Source organism: Micromonospora sp. NPDC002575 (genome assembly GCF_042889525.1).
GTDB lineage: Bacteria > Actinomycetota > Actinomycetes > Mycobacteriales > Micromonosporaceae > Micromonospora > Micromonospora carbonacea.
Genome location: NZ_JBIARA010000003.1, coordinates 146640 through 166365, shown reverse-complemented (window position 1 = coordinate 166365; position 19726 = coordinate 146640). Strand labels below are relative to the sequence as shown.

21 protein-coding genes are annotated in these 19726 nt (G+C 76.0%); 8 read left to right on the top strand and 13 right to left on the bottom strand.

The features are described 5' to 3' along the window. Positions 1-39 precede the first annotated feature (39 nt). Positions 40-258, bottom strand: coding sequence for a DUF3039 domain-containing protein (locus tag ACFYWL_RS06345; protein ID WP_386968149.1), 219 nt, complete (start codon positions 256-258; stop codon positions 40-42). Positions 259-345: 87 nt separating this feature from the next. Here ACFYWL_RS06345 and ACFYWL_RS06340 point away from each other — a divergent pair, with 87 nt between their 5' ends. Both ACFYWL_RS06340 and ACFYWL_RS06335 read left to right on the top strand, forming a co-directional pair. Further along, positions 346-1272, top strand: a complete 927-nt coding sequence (locus ACFYWL_RS06340) for a pseudouridine-5'-phosphate glycosidase (protein WP_386968146.1) — start codon at positions 346-348, stop codon at positions 1270-1272. After that, positions 1269-2171, top strand: a complete 903-nt coding sequence (locus ACFYWL_RS06335) for a carbohydrate kinase family protein (RefSeq protein ID WP_386968143.1) — start codon at positions 1269-1271, stop codon at positions 2169-2171. Before ACFYWL_RS06340 ends, ACFYWL_RS06335 begins: the two co-directional genes overlap by 4 nt. 49 nt (positions 2172-2220) lie before the next feature. On the opposite strand, the gene ACFYWL_RS06330 is transcribed toward ACFYWL_RS06335, so the two are convergent. Next, positions 2221-2577, bottom strand: coding sequence for a DUF3099 domain-containing protein (locus tag ACFYWL_RS06330; protein WP_077936787.1), 357 nt, complete (start codon positions 2575-2577; stop codon positions 2221-2223). A 125-nt stretch (positions 2578-2702) separates the two neighbouring features. On the opposite strand from ACFYWL_RS06330, the gene ACFYWL_RS06325 reads away from it, so the two are divergent. Then, positions 2703-3017 carry a hypothetical protein gene (locus ACFYWL_RS06325; RefSeq protein ID WP_386968140.1) on the top strand — a complete coding sequence of 105 codons (315 nt, stop codon included), beginning with the start codon at positions 2703-2705 and terminating at the stop codon, positions 3015-3017. 12 nt (positions 3018-3029) lie between these two features. Beyond that, a complete protein-coding gene (locus tag ACFYWL_RS06320) occupies positions 3030-3341 on the top strand; it encodes a hypothetical protein (protein WP_074473972.1) in 312 nt (103 codons plus the stop codon). 46 nt (positions 3342-3387) lie between these two features. Here the strand turns inward: ACFYWL_RS06320 and ACFYWL_RS06315 are convergent, their stop codons facing one another. Beyond that, positions 3388-4593: a low temperature requirement protein A gene (locus tag ACFYWL_RS06315; RefSeq protein WP_386968138.1), complete on the bottom strand. Its 1206-nt coding sequence runs from the start codon at positions 4591-4593 to the stop codon at positions 3388-3390. 57 nt (positions 4594-4650) lie between these two features. Beyond that, positions 4651-5226: an HhH-GPD-type base excision DNA repair protein gene (locus ACFYWL_RS06310; RefSeq protein WP_386968135.1), complete on the bottom strand. Its 576-nt coding sequence runs from the start codon at positions 5224-5226 to the stop codon at positions 4651-4653. Between the two features lie 147 nt (positions 5227-5373). Between ACFYWL_RS06310 and ACFYWL_RS06305 the strand changes: the two genes are divergently transcribed. Together ACFYWL_RS06305 and dtd are read left to right on the top strand one after the other, a co-directional pair. Further along, a complete protein-coding gene (locus ACFYWL_RS06305; RefSeq protein WP_386968133.1) occupies positions 5374-6858 on the top strand; it encodes a methyltransferase in 1485 nt (494 codons plus the stop codon). Between the two features lie 58 nt (positions 6859-6916). Continuing rightward, the gene (dtd, locus tag ACFYWL_RS06300; RefSeq protein ID WP_386968130.1) at positions 6917-7339 is read left to right on the top strand and encodes a D-aminoacyl-tRNA deacylase; all 423 of its coding nucleotides are present in this window, start codon (positions 6917-6919) and stop codon (positions 7337-7339) included. Positions 7340-7482: 143 nt separating this feature from the next. Here the strand turns inward: dtd and ACFYWL_RS06295 are convergent, their stop codons facing one another. Then, positions 7483-8271, bottom strand: coding sequence for a sporulation protein (locus ACFYWL_RS06295; protein ID WP_386968761.1), 789 nt, complete (start codon positions 8269-8271; stop codon positions 7483-7485). 239 nt (positions 8272-8510) lie between these two features. Between ACFYWL_RS06295 and sigB the strand changes: the two genes are divergently transcribed. Continuing rightward, positions 8511-9524 (top strand): RNA polymerase sigma factor SigB, encoded by a 1014-nt coding sequence (gene sigB, locus ACFYWL_RS06290; protein ID WP_386968127.1) that lies wholly within the window; start codon positions 8511-8513, stop codon positions 9522-9524. A 145-nt stretch (positions 9525-9669) separates the two neighbouring features. Here the strand turns inward: sigB and ACFYWL_RS06285 are convergent, their stop codons facing one another. From ACFYWL_RS06285 to ACFYWL_RS06275, 3 genes are all read right to left on the bottom strand, one after another. Then, positions 9670-12228, bottom strand: coding sequence for a GNAT family N-acetyltransferase (locus ACFYWL_RS06285; RefSeq protein ID WP_386968124.1), 2559 nt, complete (start codon positions 12226-12228; stop codon positions 9670-9672). Positions 12229-12259: 31 nt separating this feature from the next. After that, complete coding sequence (locus ACFYWL_RS06280) at positions 12260-13441, bottom strand: acetoin utilization protein AcuC (RefSeq protein ID WP_386968121.1); 1182 nt, start codon at positions 13439-13441, stop codon at positions 12260-12262. 122 nt (positions 13442-13563) lie between these two features. Further along, positions 13564-14412 carry a sulfurtransferase gene (locus tag ACFYWL_RS06275; protein WP_386968118.1) on the bottom strand — a complete coding sequence of 283 codons (849 nt, stop codon included), beginning with the start codon at positions 14410-14412 and terminating at the stop codon, positions 13564-13566. A 156-nt stretch (positions 14413-14568) separates the two neighbouring features. Here ACFYWL_RS06275 and ACFYWL_RS06270 point away from each other — a divergent pair, with 156 nt between their 5' ends. Then, complete coding sequence (locus tag ACFYWL_RS06270) at positions 14569-15252, top strand: metal-dependent transcriptional regulator (protein ID WP_386968116.1); 684 nt, start codon at positions 14569-14571, stop codon at positions 15250-15252. A 32-nt stretch (positions 15253-15284) separates the two neighbouring features. Here the strand turns inward: ACFYWL_RS06270 and ACFYWL_RS06265 are convergent, their stop codons facing one another. The 5 genes from ACFYWL_RS06265 to ACFYWL_RS06245 form a co-directional block, all read right to left on the bottom strand. Continuing rightward, entirely contained in the window at positions 15285-15836 is a 552-nt protein-coding gene (locus ACFYWL_RS06265; protein ID WP_386968113.1) for a hypothetical protein, read from the bottom strand. 146 nt (positions 15837-15982) lie between these two features. Next, on the bottom strand, positions 15983-16225 hold the full coding sequence (locus ACFYWL_RS06260) for a DUF5522 domain-containing protein (protein ID WP_386968110.1): 243 nt from the start codon (positions 16223-16225) through the stop codon (positions 15983-15985). Between the two features lie 112 nt (positions 16226-16337). Continuing rightward, complete coding sequence (locus ACFYWL_RS06255) at positions 16338-17081, bottom strand: class I SAM-dependent DNA methyltransferase (RefSeq protein ID WP_386968108.1); 744 nt, start codon at positions 17079-17081, stop codon at positions 16338-16340. Between the two features lie 97 nt (positions 17082-17178). Continuing rightward, complete coding sequence (locus ACFYWL_RS06250) at positions 17179-18627, bottom strand: alpha/beta fold hydrolase (RefSeq protein WP_386968105.1); 1449 nt, start codon at positions 18625-18627, stop codon at positions 17179-17181. Positions 18628-18705: 78 nt separating this feature from the next. Next, complete coding sequence (locus tag ACFYWL_RS06245) at positions 18706-19659, bottom strand: DUF2332 domain-containing protein (RefSeq protein WP_386968102.1); 954 nt, start codon at positions 19657-19659, stop codon at positions 18706-18708. Between the last annotated feature and the right edge of the window lie 67 nt (positions 19660-19726).

Below are 19726 nucleotides of genomic sequence, written 5' to 3'. Positions count from 1 at the left end.
GCCGAAGGTTACGTGGGCGGCCGGAGGGGCCGCCCGTGGTCACTCGCCCCAGGAGTCGTAGATCTCCTTGCACTTCGGGCAGACCGGCGAGCCCGGCTTGGCGGCCTTGGTCACCGGGAACTTCTCCCCGCACAGCGCGACGACGAAGGTGCCCATGACGGCACTCTCGGCGATCTTGTCCTTGCGGACGTAGTGGAACATCTCGGGACCGGTGTCGGCATCCTTCAGGTCCGGACGTTCGAGAACCTGTGTGTTCACTTCTGCACCTCCAACTTTCCAGTCTGGCAGGTCGACCCGGCCGGGTCCACCGCAGGCCACCCCTTCCCGGCCCGTACCGTAACGGACGTGAACAGCTTCCACATCCGCCTCGGTGTCGAGGTGGCCGCCGCCCTGCGCGACCGGCGTCCGGTCGTCGCCCTGGAGAGCACCATCGTCTCGCACGGCCTCCCCCGGCCCGACAACCTGCGGGTGGCCCGCGAGATCGAGCAGGCCGTCCGCGCCGCCGGGGCGATCCCGGCGACCATCGGCATGGTCGGCGGGCAGCTCGTGGTGGGCCTCGACGACGCGGAGCTGACCCGGCTCGCCACCGCCGACGGGGTGAGCAAGCTCTCGGTGCGCGACCTCGCGATCGCCGCCGCGAGCGGCGCGGACGGGGCCACCACGGTCGCCGCCACCAGCGCGGTGGCCGCCGCCGCCGGGATCGGGGTCTTCGCCACCGGAGGGCTGGGCGGGGTGCACCGGGAGGCCGCGACGACCTTCGACGAGTCGGCGGACCTGGGCACCCTGGCCCGCACGCCGATCGCCGTCGTCTGCGCCGGGGTCAAGTCGATCCTCGACGTCGGGGCCACCCTGGAGCGGCTGGAGACCCTCGGCGTCGCCGTGGTCGGCTACCGCACCCGCCGGTTCCCCGGCTTCTATCTCACCGACGCCGGCTTCGACCTGGACTGGTCGGTCGACTCGCCCGAGCAGGTCGCCGACGTGCTGGCCGCGCGGGACGCCCACGGGGTGCACGGCGGCGGGTTGATCGTGGCCAACCCCCTGCCGGCCGACGAGCAGCTCGACCCGGCCCTGCACGACCGGACGCTCGCCGAGGGCCTGGCCCTGCTGGAGCGCGACGGGGTGACCGGCAAGGCCGTGACGCCGTACCTGCTCGCGCACTTCCACTCCGCCACCGAAGGCGCGAGCCTCGCCGTGAACGTGCGGATCATCCTGCGCAACGCCGACCTCGCCGCCCGGATCGCGGTCGCCGCCGCCGACCGCGCCGCCGCATGACCGCTGGGCCGGGCCGGATCGTCGTCGTCGGCGACCTGATCACCGACGTCGTCGCGGTGCTCGCCGGGCCGCTGGCCACCGGCTCCGACACCCCGGCCACGATCCGGGTCACCGGCGGCGGGCAGGCCGCCAACACCGCCGCCTGGCTCGCCGCCCAGGGCGTGCCGGTGACCATGGTCGGCGCCGTCGGCGACGACGACGCGGGCCGCGACCGGGTCGCCGAGCTGGAGCGGGCCGGCGTCGACTGCGCCGTCGAGCGGCACGCGGGCCGCACCACGGGCACGGTGATCGTGCTCACCGGCGACGGCGAGCGCACGATGGTCACCGAGCGGGGGGCGAACCTGCGGCTGGGCGCCGGGCACGTCGACGCCGCCCTCGCCGGTGCGCCCGACGCGCGGCACCTGCACCTGTCCGCGTATCCCCTGTTGGACGCCGGGTCGCGCGGCGCCGGGCTGCGCGCGTTGGCCGCGGCGCGCGAGCGCGGGCTCACCACCAGCGTCGACGCGGCGTCCGCGGCGCCGCTGCGGCGGGTCGGCGCGACGGCCTTCCTGACCTGGGTACGCGACGTCGACCTGCTCCTGGTCAACGCCGACGAGGCGGCCGTGCTGGCCGGGGGGCTGGACCCGGCGGCGCAGGCGCGGGCGCTGACGGCGACGGCCCGGCGGGTGGTGGTGAAGCGGGGCGCGGCCGGGGCGGTGTGGGCGGACCGGACGGCGACGGTCAGCGTGGCGCCGACGCGGCGGGTGGCCGTGGCCGACGTCACCGGGGCCGGGGACGCCTTCGCGGCCGGGCTGCTGTCGGCCTGGCTGGCCGGCGCGGGGCCCCGGGCGGCGCTGGACCGGGCCGGCGACCTGGGCGCGCTGGCCGTGTCGAGCATCGGCGCGCGCCCGACGGGCTGACCGGTGGCCCGGCCGGCGCGCCGGCCGCCGAAAGGCCCGGCCGCGCCGGTCAGGGCTCGGCGTCGATGACCTTGTGCGGGCGTTCCTCGGCGGCCAGGCTCATCGGCGGGGCCGGGTCGGTGTGCCGGGGCTGGAACCGGTTGGCCAGCCGGTGCTTCTCCTTCGGCGGCCGGTCGTTGGCCAGCAGCACCGCCAGCCACGGGATGAGCACCATCCCGAGGCCGCACAGCGGCAGCCAGAGCCAGAGCATGGGCGCCTGCGCGCCGACCAGGATCGCGCCGACGATCACGCAGGCCACCCGGACGCCCATCATCACGACGTAGCGGCGCTGCCGGCTGGTGAGCTGGTCGTCCTGGCTGCGGGCCGCATCGGTGATCAGGATCGGCTGGTACGCCTGACGCTTCACCACGAACCTCCAAGAGGGATCGCCCCCATCCTGTCACCCCGCAGCGTTGATCGGTTCGTCGCGGGGCGTTGATCAGCGAAATCGCACCGTTCGAGCTCGTGTTACGCGCGTGGTACGCTCCGCTCGTGGGCAGCCGGTTCAGCTTCACCGACGAGGCGTTGGCCAACCTGCGGGTCTACGACGTCACGCCCGGGGAGGTCTGGGAGGCGCTGCACAGCCCGCGGCGGGTCATCCGGCACCTGGGCGACGACGTGATGGTCGTCTACGCCGCAGCCCGCCACGGCAGGCGACTGGCCGTGCTGCTCGCCGAGGCCGACGACGCCGACAACGACTGGGACGTGCTCTCCGCCCGGGAGCTGACCGACGCCGAGGCCAAGCGCTACGACGAGGCCGTCCGCCGGTTTCCCGACGGCGACGCCGGCCACAGATTCCGCCGATGAGGAGGCGTGGCGATGAACCGTAACGACGCGACCAAGCAGTTCCACGGCGGCGGCGACCCGCTCGCCGAGCTGATCGACGCCGGCGCGCCCGTGGAGCTGCCCACCCCCGACACCGACGTGCCGATGGTCAGCCGCTCGGTGCGGCTGCCGCTGGAGACGTACGAGCGGGTGCGGGCCGCCGCCGACGCCCGGGGCATCGGGGTGACGACGCTGATGCGGCAGTGGATCGAGGCCGGCCTGGCCGAGCTGGACGACTCGGCGACGGTGTCCCTCGCCGACGTCCGGCGCGCCCTCGCCGCCCTCTCCCGGCCCACCGCCGCCTGAGCCCCCGGCCCACCACCCGCCCGGCCCCTGGCGGCGGGCCGGGCCGTCACAGCGGAGATGCGGGCCGCTCGACCGGGCGGCCCCACGACCGCGCCATGTCGCGCACGGCGATCGCCGCCAGCACGGCGGCGGCCGACGCGAGCGCGACCATCGGCGACATGCGCAGCGCCAGCGGGGCCAGCGCGACCAGCGCCAGCACCCCGGCCAGGCGGGAGCGGGAGACCCGGCCGAAGATCTCGTACTCGAAGCGCGCCCGGGCGGCCAGGAACAACGCGGGGCCGCCCATGACGAAGACGGGCCACACCAACTCCATCCGGGCGTAGGGGTGGTCGATGACCAGCTCGTAGCCGATGCCCGTGAGCAGCACGCCGGCCACCATCACCAGGTGGGTCCAGCTCGCCGACTCACCCAGCAGGCCCGGCGACCGGGCCACCCGGATCGCCTCGGTCAGCAGGTGCCCGGCCCGGTGGAAGTAGATCCGCCAGAGCAACGCCGTGACCAGGAACGAGAGGGCGAACGCCGCGAACCCGGCCGCGGCGAACTCGCTGTTGCTGAACGTGAACCCGATGACGAGGATCGTCTCGCCCAGGGCGATCAGGAAGATCTGCTGGTACCGCTCGGCCAGGTGCTCGCCCATCACGGCCCAGCCGGAAACCCGCGTCGGCCCGAGACGCGGCACCGGCCAGCCGAGCGCCAACCCCGCGTAGTCCCAGGCCAGCGCGGCGGTCCAGAGCACCGCACGCACGGTCGGCTGCGGCGCCAGGGCACCGGCGAGCCAGGGCACCGCGCCGACGGTCATCCAGGCCACGATGCGCGTCGTCACCTTCCGGCGGGAGTGCCGGCGCAGCGCCACGGTGACCAGCAGCGGCCGGCCGATCTGCATCGCCAGGTACGCGCAGACGAAGGTCGTCGCCCGCTCGGCGAAGGCCCGGGGCAGGGCGACGGCCATCACCATGCTGCCGAACATCGAGGCCACCACGATGAACTGGATGGCCCCGCGCTCCGGCTCGTAGCGGCTGGTGACCCAGGCCGTCAGCGTCCAGACCAGCCAGAGCGCCAGGAACAGCAGCACGGTCTGCGCGACCTCGCTCCACACGTCCCGGCGGGCAGCCGCCACGTCGTCGATGATCCGCTGCGACACCCGGGTCAGCGCGAAGACGAAGACCAGGTCGAAGAAGAGCTCCAGGAAGGTGGCCCGCGGCGAGCTCACCGACCCCCGCAGCAACACCGCGCCCCGCTGGTCCTCCGCCATCGCCCACCCGTCGCCGACGCCCGAAGGGCTCAACGAGCCCGACAGGCCCGGGTTGTGTCAGCCCTTCGCGGCCTTCGCCTCCGCCTTCATCCGCTGCTTGTGCTCGCGCACCCGCCGCAGCGAGTCCGCGTCGGTCACGTCGGCCACCGACCGGTACGCGTCGGCATCGCCGTAGCCGCCGGCCGCCTCCCGCCAGCCGGCCGGGGTGACGCCGTGCCGCTTGCCGAGCAGCGCGACGAGGATCTGCGCCTTCTGCCGGCCGAACCCGGGCAGCTCGGTGATGCGGCGCAGCAGCTCCCGCCCGTCGGCGACGTCGGCCCAGAGCCGGGCGGCGTCGCCGTCGTACCGGTCGACCAGCACCCGGCACACCTCCTGCGTCCGGGCGGCCATCGCCTTCGGGAACCGGTGCAGGGCCGGCGGCTCGGCGAAGACCGCCACCAGCGCGTCCGGGTCGTACCCGGCCAGCTCGCGGGCGTCCGGCTCGTGCCCGAGGCGCTGGGTCAGCACGTACGGCGAGGAGAACGCCTTCTCCATCGGGATCTGCTGGTCGAGCGTCATCCCCAGCAGCAGGGCCAGCGGGCTGCGCTCCAGCAGCCGGTTGGCCTCGGGGTCGATGGGCAGCGAGAACGTCATGCCGTCATCTTGCCCGCCCGCCGCCCCGGGACGACGCCGGCTCCCCGGGCACGGGTCGCCCGACCGTCCCGCCGTCGGCCCCGCCCGACGGTCGGATTTCGGGGCGGCGGTGACGCCGGGCACCACGGCGGAGGGCAGGATGGCGACGTGGACGAACACGACATGCTGCTCTCCCCCGCCGGCGTCGAGGCGCTCCGGACGGCGCTCGCCCGCGCCGCGTACACCTCGAACGGCATCGCCGACCGGCTCGGACCGCAGGCCACCGGCGGGATCGCCCGCAACGACTTCCGGGCGGCCCTGCGCGCCACCGCCGACCGCGACCCGCTCGCCACCCTCATCCGGGTGTTCATCTGCGACCAGACCGAGCCGGAGGCAGCGGTGGCCGCCGCGCTCGACCCGCTGACCGTGGCCGAGGCGCTGGCCGCTGGCCTGGTCGAGCGGCACGGCGACGGGCTGCGCGCGGGCGTCGACCTGGAGCCGTACGCCGACGACTGGTGGGTGCTCGCCGACCTGCCGGTCAGCTCCCGGCCGGGCCGGCCGCTGCACTCCGAGCACGTGCTCGGCATCGGCGGGGCGACCCAGACGCTGATCGGGGCTGCCGTGCGCCGGCCGGTGGAGACCGCGCTCGACCTGGGCACCGGCTCCGGGGTGCAGGCCCTGCACCTGGCCACCCACGCCCGGCGGGTCACCGCCACCGACGTGTCGCAGCGGGCGCTGCGCTTCGCCGCCACCACGGCCGCGCTCAACGGGCAGGACTGGGAACTGCTCCGCGGGGACCTGGTCGCCCCGGTCGCCGGCCGCCGGTTCGACCTGGTGGTCAGCAACCCGCCGTTCGTGGTCGGCCCCGGCACCACCACCCACGTCTACCGGGACTCCGGCCGGGTCGGCGACGCGATCGGCGCCGAGCTGGCCGCCGCCGCGCCGGGGCTGCTCACCGAGGGCGGCACCATGCAGTACCTGGCGAACTGGGTGCACGTCACCGGGGAGGACTGGGGCGAGCGGGTGGCCGGCTGGTTCGCCGGCACCGGCCTGGACGCCTGGGTCATCCAGCGGGAGGTCGCCGACCCGATGGCGTACGTCAACCTGTGGCTGACCGACGTCGGCGAGGCGGCCGACCCGCAGCGGGCGGCGGCGTGGCTCGACTGGTTCGACGCGCACAAGGTGGAGGCGGTCGGCTTCGGCATCGTCTCGCTGCGCCGCGGCGGCCACGCCGACCCGGTGGTGCGGGTGGAGGACCTGCGGCAGCGGGTGGAGCCGCCGCTGGGCGAGCAGATCGACGCCTGGTTCGACCGCCAGGACTGGCTGCGGGCACACGACACCGAGGGCCTGCTCGCCGCGCGCTTCCGGGCCGCCGAAGGGCTCCAGCTGCGGCAGGAGGCCACGATGGGCGACGAGGGCTGGGCGGTGGACCGGCAGGTCCTGGCGATGCCGCGCGGGCTGCGCTGGACGGAGGAGATCGACCCGCTGGTGCTGGCCCTGGTCGGGGGCGCGGACGGCCGGCTGCCGCTGCGCGACCAGCTCGCCCTGCTCGCCGCCGCGCACGACGTGACGCCGCAGGAGCTGGCGGAGGCGGCCGGCCCGATCGTGGCGCACCTGGTGGAACGCGGCATCGTCGAGCCGGTGACCGACTGATGCGGGCGTCGAAGCCCTCGGGGATGCCGGCGCTGGCGTCGACGCGGGCAGCGCGCTGATGCGGGCGGTGGTGCAGACCGTCGGCCGGGCCAGCGTCACGGTCGACGGGGAGGTCGTCGGCGCGGTCACCGACGGGCTGCTGGTGCTGCTCGGGGTGACCCACACCGACACCGGGGAGACCGCGCGCACCATGGCCCGCAAGATCCACGAGCTGCGCATCCTGGACGACGAGCGCAGCGCGGCGGACACCGGCGCCGCGATACTGGTGGTCAGCCAGTTCACCCTCTATGGCGACGCCCGCCGGGGCCGGCGGCCGAGCTGGACCGCCGCCGCCCCCGCCGAGGTGGCCGAACCCCTGGTCGAGGCGGTCGTGGCGGCGCTACGCGACCGTGGCGCCCCGGTGCAGACGGGCCGCTTCCGCACCCACATGCTGGTGGAGAGCGTCAACGTGGGCCCCCGCACCCTCCTCCTGGACCTCTGACCCCCTGCGCCCGCCCCCCTGCGCCCGTCGATCAAGAGGTTTGCGTCAGCCGGCGGCCCGGAACCTGACGCAAACCTCTTGATCACCGAAGCGGCACCCGGGGGCGGGGGCGGGGGGGCGGGGGGGGCGGGCGGGCGGGCGGGTCAGAAGAACAGGCCGCGGCGTTGGATGGACTGGCGCAGCCAGCCGTCGAGCTGGGCGGCCCAGTCGGTGTTGTGCACCGTCGAGTGGTCGACGGTGAAGCGGCCGAAGGCATCCCGTCCCTCGGTGAACAGGCCGCCCCGCTTGTCGATCTCCAGCACCACCTGCACCTGCTGCGGGTCGGTGACGAAGGTGACCTCCAGCTGGTTGATCGCCTGGGCGTACTGGGGGGCCGGGTAGAACTCGATCTCCTGGTAGAACGGCAGGTGCTGGCGTACCCCGTAGATGTGGCCCCGCTCGACGTCGGCGCGGGCGAACCGGAAGCCCAGCCGCAGCAGCGCCTCCAGCAGCGCCTCCTGGGCCGGCAGCGGGTGCACCGCCACCGCGTCCAGGTCGCCCTTGTCGACCGCCCGCGCCACCTCCAGCTCCGTACGCAGCCCCATCGTCATGCCGTGCAGGTGCTGCCCGTACAGCTCGGTGAGCGGGGTCTCCCACGGCACGTCGAAGCGGAACGGGACGTCGTAGCGCTGCCCCGGCTCCAGCCGGAACGCCCCCGTCACCTGGCGGCGGTGGAACTCCTGGGTGGTCTCGTACTCGCTGTCGCCGCTCTCCACCTCGACCCGGGTGACCAGGCCCAGCGCGACGTAGTCGATGTCGACCGCGTGCTCGCCGCCCGCCACGTGCACGACGCCCTCCAACTGGCCGCCCGGACGGCAGTTCGGATTGCTCAGCACCGTCTCCACCGACGGACCGCCCACACCCATCGCCTGCATGAGCCGCTTGAAGACCACGACGCCCTCCACCCTCTCGAAGATCGGCCACCGGGGCGTCCGACCTGCTGATTCGGCCCGAACGGCCGACTGCCGGCACGGTAGCCGGGCCTGGCAAGGTCAGGGGTCCGCCACACCCCTATCCGCTGTCGGTTCCCCGATCGCCTCACTCCCGTTTCACGCCCCGCTTGCCAGAGTGTGTGTCACCGGCACCACTGGGCCGGCACGCGGCACCGACGTGGACACGGGGAGAGACAGAGATGGTCCTTCAGATGATCGAGAACCAGATCGGCCCGGCCGTCACCACCGACGCCGAGGCTGCCGCCGACACCCTGACCGACCTGGACGCCACCGACGAGCGCGGCGTCTCCACGGACCTGGTCCGGGCCTACCTCAACGGCATCGGGCGCACCAAGCTGCTCACCGCCGAGCAGGAGGTGGTGCTCGCCAAGCGGATCGAGGCCGGGCTGTTCGCCGAGGAGAAGCTGGCCACCTGCACGCCGGTCTCGACGGAGCTGCGCGCCGACCTGGAGATCGTCGTCGCCGAGGGGCGCACGGCCAAGGACCACCTGCTGGAGGCCAACCTGCGCCTCGTCGTCAGCATCGCCAAGCGCTACACGGGCCGGGGCATGGCGTTCCTCGACCTCATCCAGGAGGGCAACCTCGGCCTGATCCGGGCCGTCGAGAAGTTCGACTACACCAAGGGCTTCAAGTTCTCCACGTACGCGACCTGGTGGATCCGGCAGGCGATCACCCGGGCGATGGCCGACCAGGCCCGCACCATCCGCATCCCGGTGCACATGGTCGAGCAGGTCAACCGGATGGTCCGGGCCCGCCGGGAGCTGGCCGTCACGCTGGGCCGCGAGCCCACCGTCGCCGAGGTCGCCCGGGCCATGGACGTCCCCGAGTTCCAGGTCATCGAGCTGATCTCGTACGACCGGGAGCCGGTCAGCCTCGACCAGGCCGTCGGCGAGGACGGCGAGAGCGCCCTCGGCGACTTCGTCGCCGCCGTCGACCCGGCCGCCGAGCCCGGTGCCGCCGCCGACGGCGAGCTGCGCAACGAGGTGCAGATCGTGCTCGCCACCCTGTCCCAGCGGGAGCAGGCGGTGATCCGCCTCCGCTTCGGCCTGGACGACGGCCGCCAGCGCACCCTCGACGAGGTGGGCAAGGAGTTCGGCCTGTCCCGGGAGCGAATCCGGCAGATCGAGAAGGTCACGCTGCTCAAGCTGCGCGCCCCGGAGCGGGCGCAGCGGCTGGAGGCGTACGCCTGCTGAGCGGCGCGCACGCGAAGGGCCCCGGCGGTTCGCCGGGGCCCTTCGCGCGTGCGGAGCTGGCGCGTGCCCAGCGGTGTTAGCGCGTGCCCAGCGGTGTTAGGAGGGGGCCCTTCCTATACAGAAAGCGTTAACAAGGTGCCCTTCCTTACAGGCGGCGGGGGCCGGTGTCGGGGCGGGTGCCCGCCGCGCCGACGCCCACCGTCGCGTGCAGCACCGAGATGCCGTCCGGGCGGGCCAGCACCGGGTTGAGGGTGAGCGAGCGCAGCCGGGGCTGCTCGTCGGCGAGCCGCCCCACCCGCAGCAACAGCTCCGTTAGGGCGGCCCGGTCCACCGGCGCGGCCCCCCGGTGCCCACGCAGCAGCGGCGCGGCCCGGGGCGCGTCCACCAGCTCGGCGGCGTCGACGTCGGTCAGCGGCACCGCCCGCCACGCCCGGTCGCCGAGCAGCTCGGTGGCGACGCCGCCGAGGCCGAAGCCGACCACGGGCCCGAACGCCGGGTCCTCCACCAGCTCCACCACGCACGGCACGCCGGGCGGGACCATCGCCTGCACCAGGACGTCCGCGCCGAAGACCGCCGACATCTCCGCGTACGCCCGGCGCACCGCCGCCGCGTCGGCCAGGTCGAGCCGGACCGCGCCGAGGTCGAGGCGGTGCCGCAGCCCGGGGGCGGCGGCCTTCAACGCCACCGGGCAGCCGAGCGCCCCGGCGGCGGCGACCGCCTCGTCGGCCGATCCGGCGGGCGCCGACGGCACCACGTCGATCCCGTACGCGCCCAGCAGCCCGGCCGGGTCGGACCCGTCGGCGCGCAGCACGGCGGAGGCGGCGGCGGGGTCGATCCGGGGCAGCTCGGGCAGCGCGCCGGCCGGCCGGCGCAGCCAGTCGGCGTACGCGGCGACCCGGGCCAGGGCCCGCACCGCCTCCTCCACGCTCGGGTACGCCGGCACCCCCGCCGGCGGGCGGCCGGCGAGGAAGGTCGCCACCGCCGGCTTGCCGGCGTCGAGGACGCCGGGCAGGGCGACGGCGAAGTCGGCCTCGGCGTCGGCGAGCTGGCCGGGCAGCGGTGGGGCGAAGACCACGACGAGGGCGTCCACGTGCTCGTCGGCGGCGGCTGCGCCGAGCGCGGCGGCGAACTCGGCCGCCCCGGCCTGGGGACCCACGTCGCGCGGGTAGCCGGTCGCCACGGTCAGCCCCTGCGCGGCGCAGGCGGTGGCGGCCAGCCCGGTCAGCGCCGAGGAGTTGCCGACCACGGCGACCCGCCGCCCGGCGGGCCGGGGCTGGTGGGCCAGCAGCACGCCGACGTCGAGCAGCTCGGCGACCGTGTCGACCCGGATCACCCCGGACTGGGCGAACAGGGCGCTGACCGCGACCGCGTCGGGGCCGGGCGCGTCGCCGCCCAGGCCGGGCGGGCGGGCGGGGGACGCCAGCGCCACCACCGGCTTGTCCCGGCCGATCCGCCGGGCCAGCCGGGCGAACTTGCGCGGGTTGCCGAACGTCTCCAGGTACAACATGATCACGTCGGTGCCGGGGTCGTCCTGCCAGTACTGCAGCAGGTCGTTGCCCGAGACGTCGGCCCGGTTGCCGGCCGAGACGAAGCTGGACAGGCCGAGGCCCCGCCGGGCCGCCTCGGCCAGCAGCGCCACCCCGAACGCGCCGGACTGGCTGAAGATGCCCACCCGGCCGGGGGCCGGCAGCGCGGGGGCGAGGGTCGCGTTGAGGCGTACCTGGTCGGCGGTGTTGGCCACGCCCAGGCAGTTCGGGCCGACGACCCGCATGCCGGCGGCGTGCGCGGCGCGGACCAGGGCCCGCTGGGCCGCCGCGCCGCCCGCGCCGGCCTCGGCGAAGCCGGCCGAGATCACCACCAGGCCGTGCGCGCCCGCCGCCGCCGCGTCGGCCACCACCGCGCCGACCGCCTCCGGGGCCACCGCGACGACCGCCAGGTCGATCGGGTGGCCGGCGTCGACCGCCGACGGGTACGCGGGCAGCCCCGCCACCGTCGCCGCGCTCGGGTGCACCGGCACGACCGGCCCCCGGTAACCGCCGTCGCGCAGGTGCCCGAGCAGGGCCGCGCCGACGCCCTGCCCGGTGGCGCTCGCCCCGTAGACGGCCACCCCCCGGGGGGCCAGCAGCCGGGCGATGGAACGGGCCTCGGTGCGGTGCTCCCGGCCCCGCTGCACGGCGAGCGTCGCCTCGGTGGGGGCGATCGGGAAGCTCAGGTGCACCACGCCGTCGGCGTACTGGCGTTGGACCTGGTAGCCGAAGTCGGCGAAGACCCGCAGCATCGCCCCGTTGGCCGGAAGCACCTCGGCGACGAAGCGCACGATCCCGGCCCGGCGGGCCGCGTCGGCCAGGTGCTCCAGCAGCACCGAGCCGATCCCCCGCCCCTGGTGGGCGTCCTCCACCACGAACGCCACCTCGGCCTCGGGGGCCTGCGGGCCGAGCCGCTCGTAGCGGCCCACCGCCACGATCCGCCCGGCGGCGAGCACCACGAACGCCTCCCGGTCGACGTGGTCGACGTGGACGAACCGGTTCAGGTCCCGTTCCGGGATGCGCGGGTACGGCGAGAAGTAGCGCAGGTAGCGGGTGCGCTCGGAGAAGCGGGCGTGCATCGCCACGATCCCCGGCGCGTCGTCCGGCCGGATCGGGCGCAGCCCGACGGTGCTGCCGTCACGCAGCAGCACGTCCACCGGCTGGTCGACTGTGGTCACCGGTTCCGGCCCCTCCCCGGGCGCACCCCGGTCAGTCCCGCGGGTCGTGCGGGTCGAGGCCGAGCAGGGGAAACACCGCCTTGCGGGTGGCCGCGACGGCCCGGTCCACCGGGCTGGGCTCGCCGGTCGGCTGCCACGGCGCGAACGCGGGGTCGGCGTCGTCGGTCATCCGCAGCGGCACCTCCCGGCCGGGGCGGCGGGCGGCGGCGAGAGCGCGCCAGCCGGGCGGGGTGAGCGTCGCCGGGTCGATCGGGTCGCCGGTCGCCACCGCGAGCAGGTGGGTCCAGGCCCGGGGCACCACCTCGACGAGGGCGTACCCGCCGCCGCCGGTGGCCACCCAGCGGCCCTCGCACAGCTCGTCGGCCAACGCCCGCAGCGCCAGGTAGGTGGCGCGCTGCCCGTCGACGCTCAGGTGCAGGTCGGCGAGGGGGTCGAGTCGGTGCCCGTCCGCCCCGCACTGGGTGACCAGAAGCTGCGGCCGGAACGCCCGCAGCACCGACGGCACGACCGCGTGGAACGCGCGCAGCCAGCCGGCGTCGTCAACCCCGGGCGGCAGCGGCACGTTCACGGCGGTGCCCTGCGCCCCCGGCCCGCCCGTCTCGTCGGGGAACCCGGTGCCGGGGAACAGGGCGAGCGGGGTCTCGTGCAGGCTGACGGTGAGCACCCAGGGGTCGTCCCAGAAGACGGCCTGCACGCCGTCGCCGTGGTGCACGTCCACGTCGACGTACGCGATCCGCTGCGCGCCGAGGTCGAGCAGGCGGGCGATGGCCACCGCCGGGTCGTTGTAGACGCAGAACCCGGCGGCGCGGGCCGGCATGGCGTGGTGCAGCCCGCCGGCCACGTTGACCGCCCGCCGGGCCTCGCCCCGCCACACCGCCTCGGCGGCGGCCACGGTCGCCCCGGCGACCAGCGCGCTGGACTCGTGCATCCCGTCGAAGACCGGATTGTCCGACGTGCCCAGCCCGAACCCGGCGAAGAGCGGGTCGCGGGGGGCGGCGCGGACCGCGTCGAGGTAGCGCGGGTCGTGCACCCGGGTCAGCAGGGCGTCGTCGGCCGGCTCGGGCCGGACCAGCCGCACCCCGGGCCGGCCCAGGACGCCCAGCTCCCCGGCGAGCGCGACGGTCAACTCGACGCGCACCGGGTCGAGCGGATGGTCACCCATGTCGTAGGCGAGCAGGGCCTCGTCCCACACCACCACCGTGTCCTCGGACATGGGGCCATCGTCGCACGGGCCACCGACGCCGCCCACCGCACGCGCTGCTCCGGCGGCCGGGTGTCTCCCTGGTCGGCGGGCCCGCCCGGCGGCCGGCTCTCCTGGTGGCCGGGGGTCGGCGCTCAGCCGCCGGTGGCGACGGGGCGGGCCGGGTCGGCCACCCAGTTGCTCCAGGACCCGACGTAGAGGGCGGCGTCCGGGCGGCCCGCCAGGTGCAGGGCGAGCACGGCCTGCGCGGCGGTCACCCCGGACCCGCAGTACGCCCCCACGGGCGCGGCGTCGGCGACCCCCGCGGCGGCGAACCGCTCCCGCAGCGCCCCGCCGGACGGGAAGCGGCCGTCCGGGCCGACGTATTCCCCGGCGGGCAGGTTCACCGCGCCCGGCACGTGCCCGGCCACCGGGTCGACCGGCTCCTGCTCGCCCCGGAAGCGGGCAGCGGCCCGCACGTCGAGCAGCGTCCCGTCGCCGGCGGCGGCGAGCGCGGCGGCCGAGTCGGCGTCGAGCACCGGCAGCCCGCCCGGGCGGACGGTCACGTCCCCGGGGGCCGGGGCGGGCACGTCGGTGGACACGGGCAGGCCGGCGGCCACCCAGGCCGGGAAGCCGCCGTGCAGCACCCGGACCGCCCGGTGCCCGGCCCAGCGCAGCGTCCACCAGGCCCGCGCCGCGCCGAGGCCGTCGCCGCCGTCGTACGCGACGACGGGGTGACCGGCGCGGACCCCGGCGGCCCGCAGCGCGGCCTGGAGGACGGCGGGGTCGGGCAGCGGATGCCGGCCGGCCGCGCCGGGCGGCCCGCACAGCGCGGCGTCCAGGTCGACGAAGACCGCGCCGGGCAGGTGGCCGGCGGCGTGGTCGAGCCGGCCGGGCGGGCCGGCGAGCCGCCACCGGACGTCGAGCAGGGTGGGCGGGTCGGCGGAGTCGAGCTCCGCCGCGAGCCGGTCGGCCTCGACCAGCAGCTCCTCGGTACCGGACATGGCGTCCAGTCAACACCATCCGGGCGGTCACCTCGCGATTCGCCGCCGGGGGATGTCCGGCGGCCGGGGTACCATCGACCTCCGGGAGGTCGCCGACGTGAAGCACCTGGTCGACACGAGTGGGCGCGGAACTGCCTCCGCCGAGAGGGGGAATCGATGCGCCACGATCTAGTGGACACGACCGAGATGTACCTGCGCACCATCCTCGAACTCGAGGAGGAGGGCGTCCCGCCGCTGCGCGCCCGGATCGCCGAGCGGCTGCGCCAGAGCGGCCCCACCGTCAGCCAGACCGTCGCCCGGATGGAACGCGACGGGCTGCTCACCGTCGAGGGCGATCGGCACCTCGCGCTGACCCCGCTGGGCCGCACCTCCGCCGTGTCCGTGATGCGCAAGCACCGGCTCGCCGAGCTGCTGCTGGTCAACGTCATCGGGATGCCCTACGAGGAGGCCCACGAGGAGGCCTGCCGGTGGGAGCACGTGATGAGCGACGCGGTGGAGAAGCGGGTGTACGACCTGCTCAACCGCCCCACCCGCTCCCCGTACGGCAACCCGATCCCGGGCCTGGAGGAGCTGGGCACCCCCGAACAGCCGACCGACCGCAGCGACGGCGAGCGCAACCTGGCGTTCCCGGGGCTCACCGGCACGGTGGTGGTGCGGCGGATCTGCGAGAGCGTCCAGACCGACGCCGACGTGCTGCGGCAGTTGCACGCCGCCGGGGTCGACCCGGGCGCGACGGTGACCGTGGCCCAGGAGCGCGACGGCGTCTCCATCGACCGCTCCGGCGACCGGGTCCGGCTGCCCCGCGAGGTCGCCTCCCGGGTCTTCGTCGCCGCACACTGACCCGACGCCCGCACCCGGGCCCGGCGACGGGTTCACAGGGCCCGGGTGTCGACCGTTCCCGCCAGCGCGACCAGCTTCCCGGCCACCTCTTCGGCGGCGGCGCGCTCGGCGCCCTTCGGCAGCGTCCAGCGCAGCACGGCCAGCCGATCCTCGGCGGCCAGCCAGCCCACCTCCGCGATCGGGCCCTGCCCCTTCGTCGCCGCCCCGGTCCGCCGGTAGGCGACCTGACCCAGCCGGCTGACCTTCCGGGCCCCGGCGGGCTGCACGTCGGCCGTGAAGTCGGCCGCGTCGATCGACGTGTCGGTGACGGTGAGGGCCAGCTCCGGCAGCAGCGCCCGCTTCGCGCGCAGCACGCAGGTGCGGGTGTCGTCGCGCGCGCTGGCCGCCGCCACGTCGAACCGCTCCCCGGTGTGCTCCTCGACCACGGCGAAGTCGAGCAGCCGGCAGGCGCCGCCGGAGGACGCCGCCGGGACGTCGACCGCGACCGGCGCGCCCCGGGGCACCGCCACCGGCTCCGCCGCCTCCGCCCCGCACCCCGCCACCAGCAGCACCGACACGCCCGCCAGGCAGATCCAACCGCGCACGCCAACCTCCGCGCCTCCCGGCGGTTCCCGCCGATGTCCGCCCGACACCGTACGGGTTGTCCGCCTCGGGCGAAAGCCCACGGTCGGCGGTGACCCGCGCGGGCGAGAGCCCGTCGACGGCGGTGGGCCGCACCGGGCCGGCGGGCTCAGTCGGCCACGTACGGGCAGTGCCGGCAGCCCCGCCCGCAGCAGGTGCCCCGGCGGGCCAGGAAGCCGGCGGTGAGCACGAACAGGCCGGTCTCCGGATCGGGATAGCCGGCCTGCCCCGCCGCGAGGGCAGCGGCGTGCGCGGCGAGGATCCGCTCCCGGTGCGGATGCTCCGGCGGCAGCCGCGACGGGTGCGGCTCGGTCAACGGCCGGGCCGCCAACGGCACCCGCTCTCCACTCACCGCCGCAGTGTAAGGAAGGGCACCTTGTTAACGCTTTCTGTATAGGAAGGGCCCCCTCCTAACCACCCACCGCCCGCGCGCGCCCGCCCCCGCGCCGCGCTTCCTGCGGCCCCTACGCCGGGGCAGCGTGGTGCGGCCGGCGGGCCAGCAGGTACGCCTGGGGGCCGCGCTCGTAGCCCTCCGGCTCCCGCACCAGCCGGGCGTGGACGGCGAACCCGGCGGCGGCGAGCTGCGCGGCGATCCGCTCCGGCGGCAGCCAGTGCACGTCGTAGGAGACCGTGTGGCCGTACGCCTGCTCCAGGCGGATCCGCTGGTCGCCGGCCTTGAACGCGAGCAGCAGCTCGCCGCCCGGGGCGAGCACCCGGTGGAACTCCGCGAAGACGGCCGGCAGCGCCTCCGGCGGCAGGTGGATGATCGAATACCAGGCGACGAGGCCGGCGAGGCCGGCGTCGGGCAGCGGCAGGTCGGTCATCGAGGCGACGGCGAAGCGTACCCCCGGCCAGGACTCGCGGGCCACGGCGACCATCCCCGGGGACAAGTCGAGCCCGGCGACGTCCAGCCCGAGGCCGCGCAGATGCGCGGTGATCCGGCCGGTGCCGCAGCCGACCTCCACGACCGGCCCGGCAGCGCGACCGACCTCCACCACCGGGCCCGCAGCGCAGCCGGGCCCCACGGCCGGACCCGCGCCGCACGCGGCCGACGGGGTGGCCCCGCCGCCGACCAGCTCGGCGAAGGCCGCCAGCAGGGCCCGCTCCAGCGGCTTGCCGTCCAACTCGCCGTGGATCAGCCGGGCGTAGTCGACGGCCACCGTGTCGTACGCGGCGCGGGTCTCCCGCAGCCAGTTCGGTTCCCCCATGACCGGCGACCCTAGCCGCCGCCGGACACGACGCGCCGCCCGAATGCGGCCCGCCGAGGCGGGCCGGGTCAGGAGGCGGGCGTCGACGGCCGGCGCCTCAGCGGGCAACGCCCTCCGTCTCCGCGCGTACCCGGGTCATCAGCTCGACGAACGGCCCGGGCCGCTGGAACAGCGACCGGTGCCCGGCGCCGGGAATGACGACGTGCTCCTTGCGGGGGGCCTGGAGCTGGGCGTACCACTGGTCGAGCAGGCGCAGCCGCCCCGGCACCTCGTGCTCACCGTCCACGAGGTACGTCGGGACGTCGAGCCGCCGGACGTCCGCACGGAAGTCCAGGCCCTGTAGGCGCGGGTAGAGCGTGTCCCAACCGTCGATGAAGCCGGGGAGCAGGTGCGCCTTCTCCAGCAGCGTGTATTCCGGCACGCCGAGGTTCTCCGCCACCCCGGCAGCCCCCTCGCTGTTGCCCGAGCGGTCGAAGTCGAAGGCCGCCGGCTCGTTGGTCAGCAGCGGCTCGTACGCCCAGATGTCCCCGTAGGGCGGCGGGCCCTGCGCGGCCATCCGGTCGGCGAGGTCGGCCCGGCCGGTGCGCCGGGCCCAGGCCACGGTGTCGGCGTGCTGGCTCGTGTCGGCCTCGCGCAGGCTGACCACCTGGCCGACGCCGACGTAGGAGGCGAACAGCTCCGGGCGACGCTGCACGGCGAGCAGCCCCGGTACGGTGCCGCCCGAGTGGGCGAGCAGGTGCACCCGGTCGCGGCCGAAGCGCCGCCGCAGGTGTTCGGTGACGGCGACGAGATCGGCCACCTCGCCGTCGAGGGTCGGCGCGGGCGGGAAGGCAGACCAGGACTTCGGCGCGCCGGCCCGGTCCCAGGTGGCGACCACGAAGTGCCGCTCCAGGTCGGCCAGGTGGCGGCGCACCGAGCCGATCTCCGACCCGCCGGGCGGGCCGGGCACCACGAGCAGCACCGGCGCGGCCGGCTCCACGCCCCGGATCAGCAGGCCGAGGTCGCGGCCGGCGGCGGTCACGGTGGTCAGCTCGGCGATCCCGCCGGGGATCCGGTCGGTGCGCGCCGGCACCGAAACGCCGACCGCCACCAGCGCGAGCACCGCGGCAAGCACCCCCACCGCGCCGCGACCGGCCCAGCGCAGCGCCGGCCCGCGGCCGTCCCCACCGACCGCCCGGCGGGCGATCCCGGCACCGTACGCGGCGCCGACGAGCAGCGGCAGCAGGGAGAGCGTGCCGTGCACCCCGCGCCCGGCGACGAGCACGACGACGCCGAAGCCGCTCAGGTGCGGCCGGTCGACGCTCGGCCCGCGCAGCCGGATCCGGACCAGCTCGACCGCCACCGCGTACGCCACGGGGGCGGCGACCATCGCCCACCGGGACCGGCCCAGCCAGCCGGCGGCCAGCCCGACGGCGAGGCTGACGCCGATCGAGGCCAGCGCCGGGCCGGCGGATCCGGGGCCGCGCGGGGTCCACCACCCCGCGACCAGCCCCCAGAGCACGGGAAGCGGCACCGCGAGGAGCACACGAACGGCAGGCCTCGTCACGACGACCTCCCCCGTCAGGTACGCCCGGAGGACCCAGCGTAGTGGGCGACACTGCTCGGCGTGACCCCGCGCGGGGCGTCACGCGAACCAGGTGACCGCCTGACCGTGCGGCCTCGTCCAGGCCAGCGGCGAGCCGTCCAGCGCGAGCACGTTGTGCAGTGTCCCGTCCGGTGGCTCCGGCAGCGCCTCGTGCCTCAGCACGTCCGGGGTCTCGTTCGCGAGCCAGTGGCCGGGCAGTGTGCGTACCAGATCGGCGAAGGCCGCCCGGCGCGGGCCTGGCACCTGGTAGAGCACGCTGGTGTGGAACACCACCAGGGTCGCGCCGGCGGGCGCCCGCGCCGCCAGCTCCGGCAGGTCGTCGACCAGATCACCGCGGACGAGCAGCGGCGGGTCGGCCGCCGCGACGGCCGACGCGGCCCGCAGCCGGGCGCGGCGGTGGGCGTGCTCGGGCCAGACGAGGGCGTCGAGCCAGGCGGCGTCGGCGGGATCGGCCACGTCGAGGGGGTTCAGGTCCAGCCCGGCCCGCCACGCCACCTCGGGCCGGCGGGCCGGCGGCGCGGCACCGGTGAGCGCGCAGTCGAGAACCGGCTCCCCGACGCCGATCCGGTGGTCGCCGTAGCGGTAGGCGTACCGGTCGGGATAGAGGCACAGCCCCGCCGACGCGCCGACCTCCAGCAGCGCGAGGGGCTGCGGCAGCGCGGCCAGCACCGGCAGGAGCGCCGCGCACCGGCCGGCCTCGTTGGTCTGGGTCGCGCGGGTACGCAGCTGCGCCGCGACCGCCGGCCAGTGGGCCGCCGTGAACTCGGCGAACGCGGCCGGGTCCTCGACCGGCCCGCCGAGCAGCCGGACGACGGCGAACAGCAGGTTGGGCTGCCGCTTGGCGGCCGGGACCGTGCCGAGCAGCGCGAGCAGGCGACCGTCGCGGGCGACGGCGTGGGCCAGCCGCTCGTACGCGGGCGACACCCCACGCGCCTGGCGGTCGGCGAACTCGACGTAACTGGCGGCGACCGCCGCATCCACACCCGTCGTCATCGCCGAAGGCTAACCGCTCTGCGGGGTGTGAGAGGGGCGCCCCTCTCTACCGTAGGCGTTAACAAGG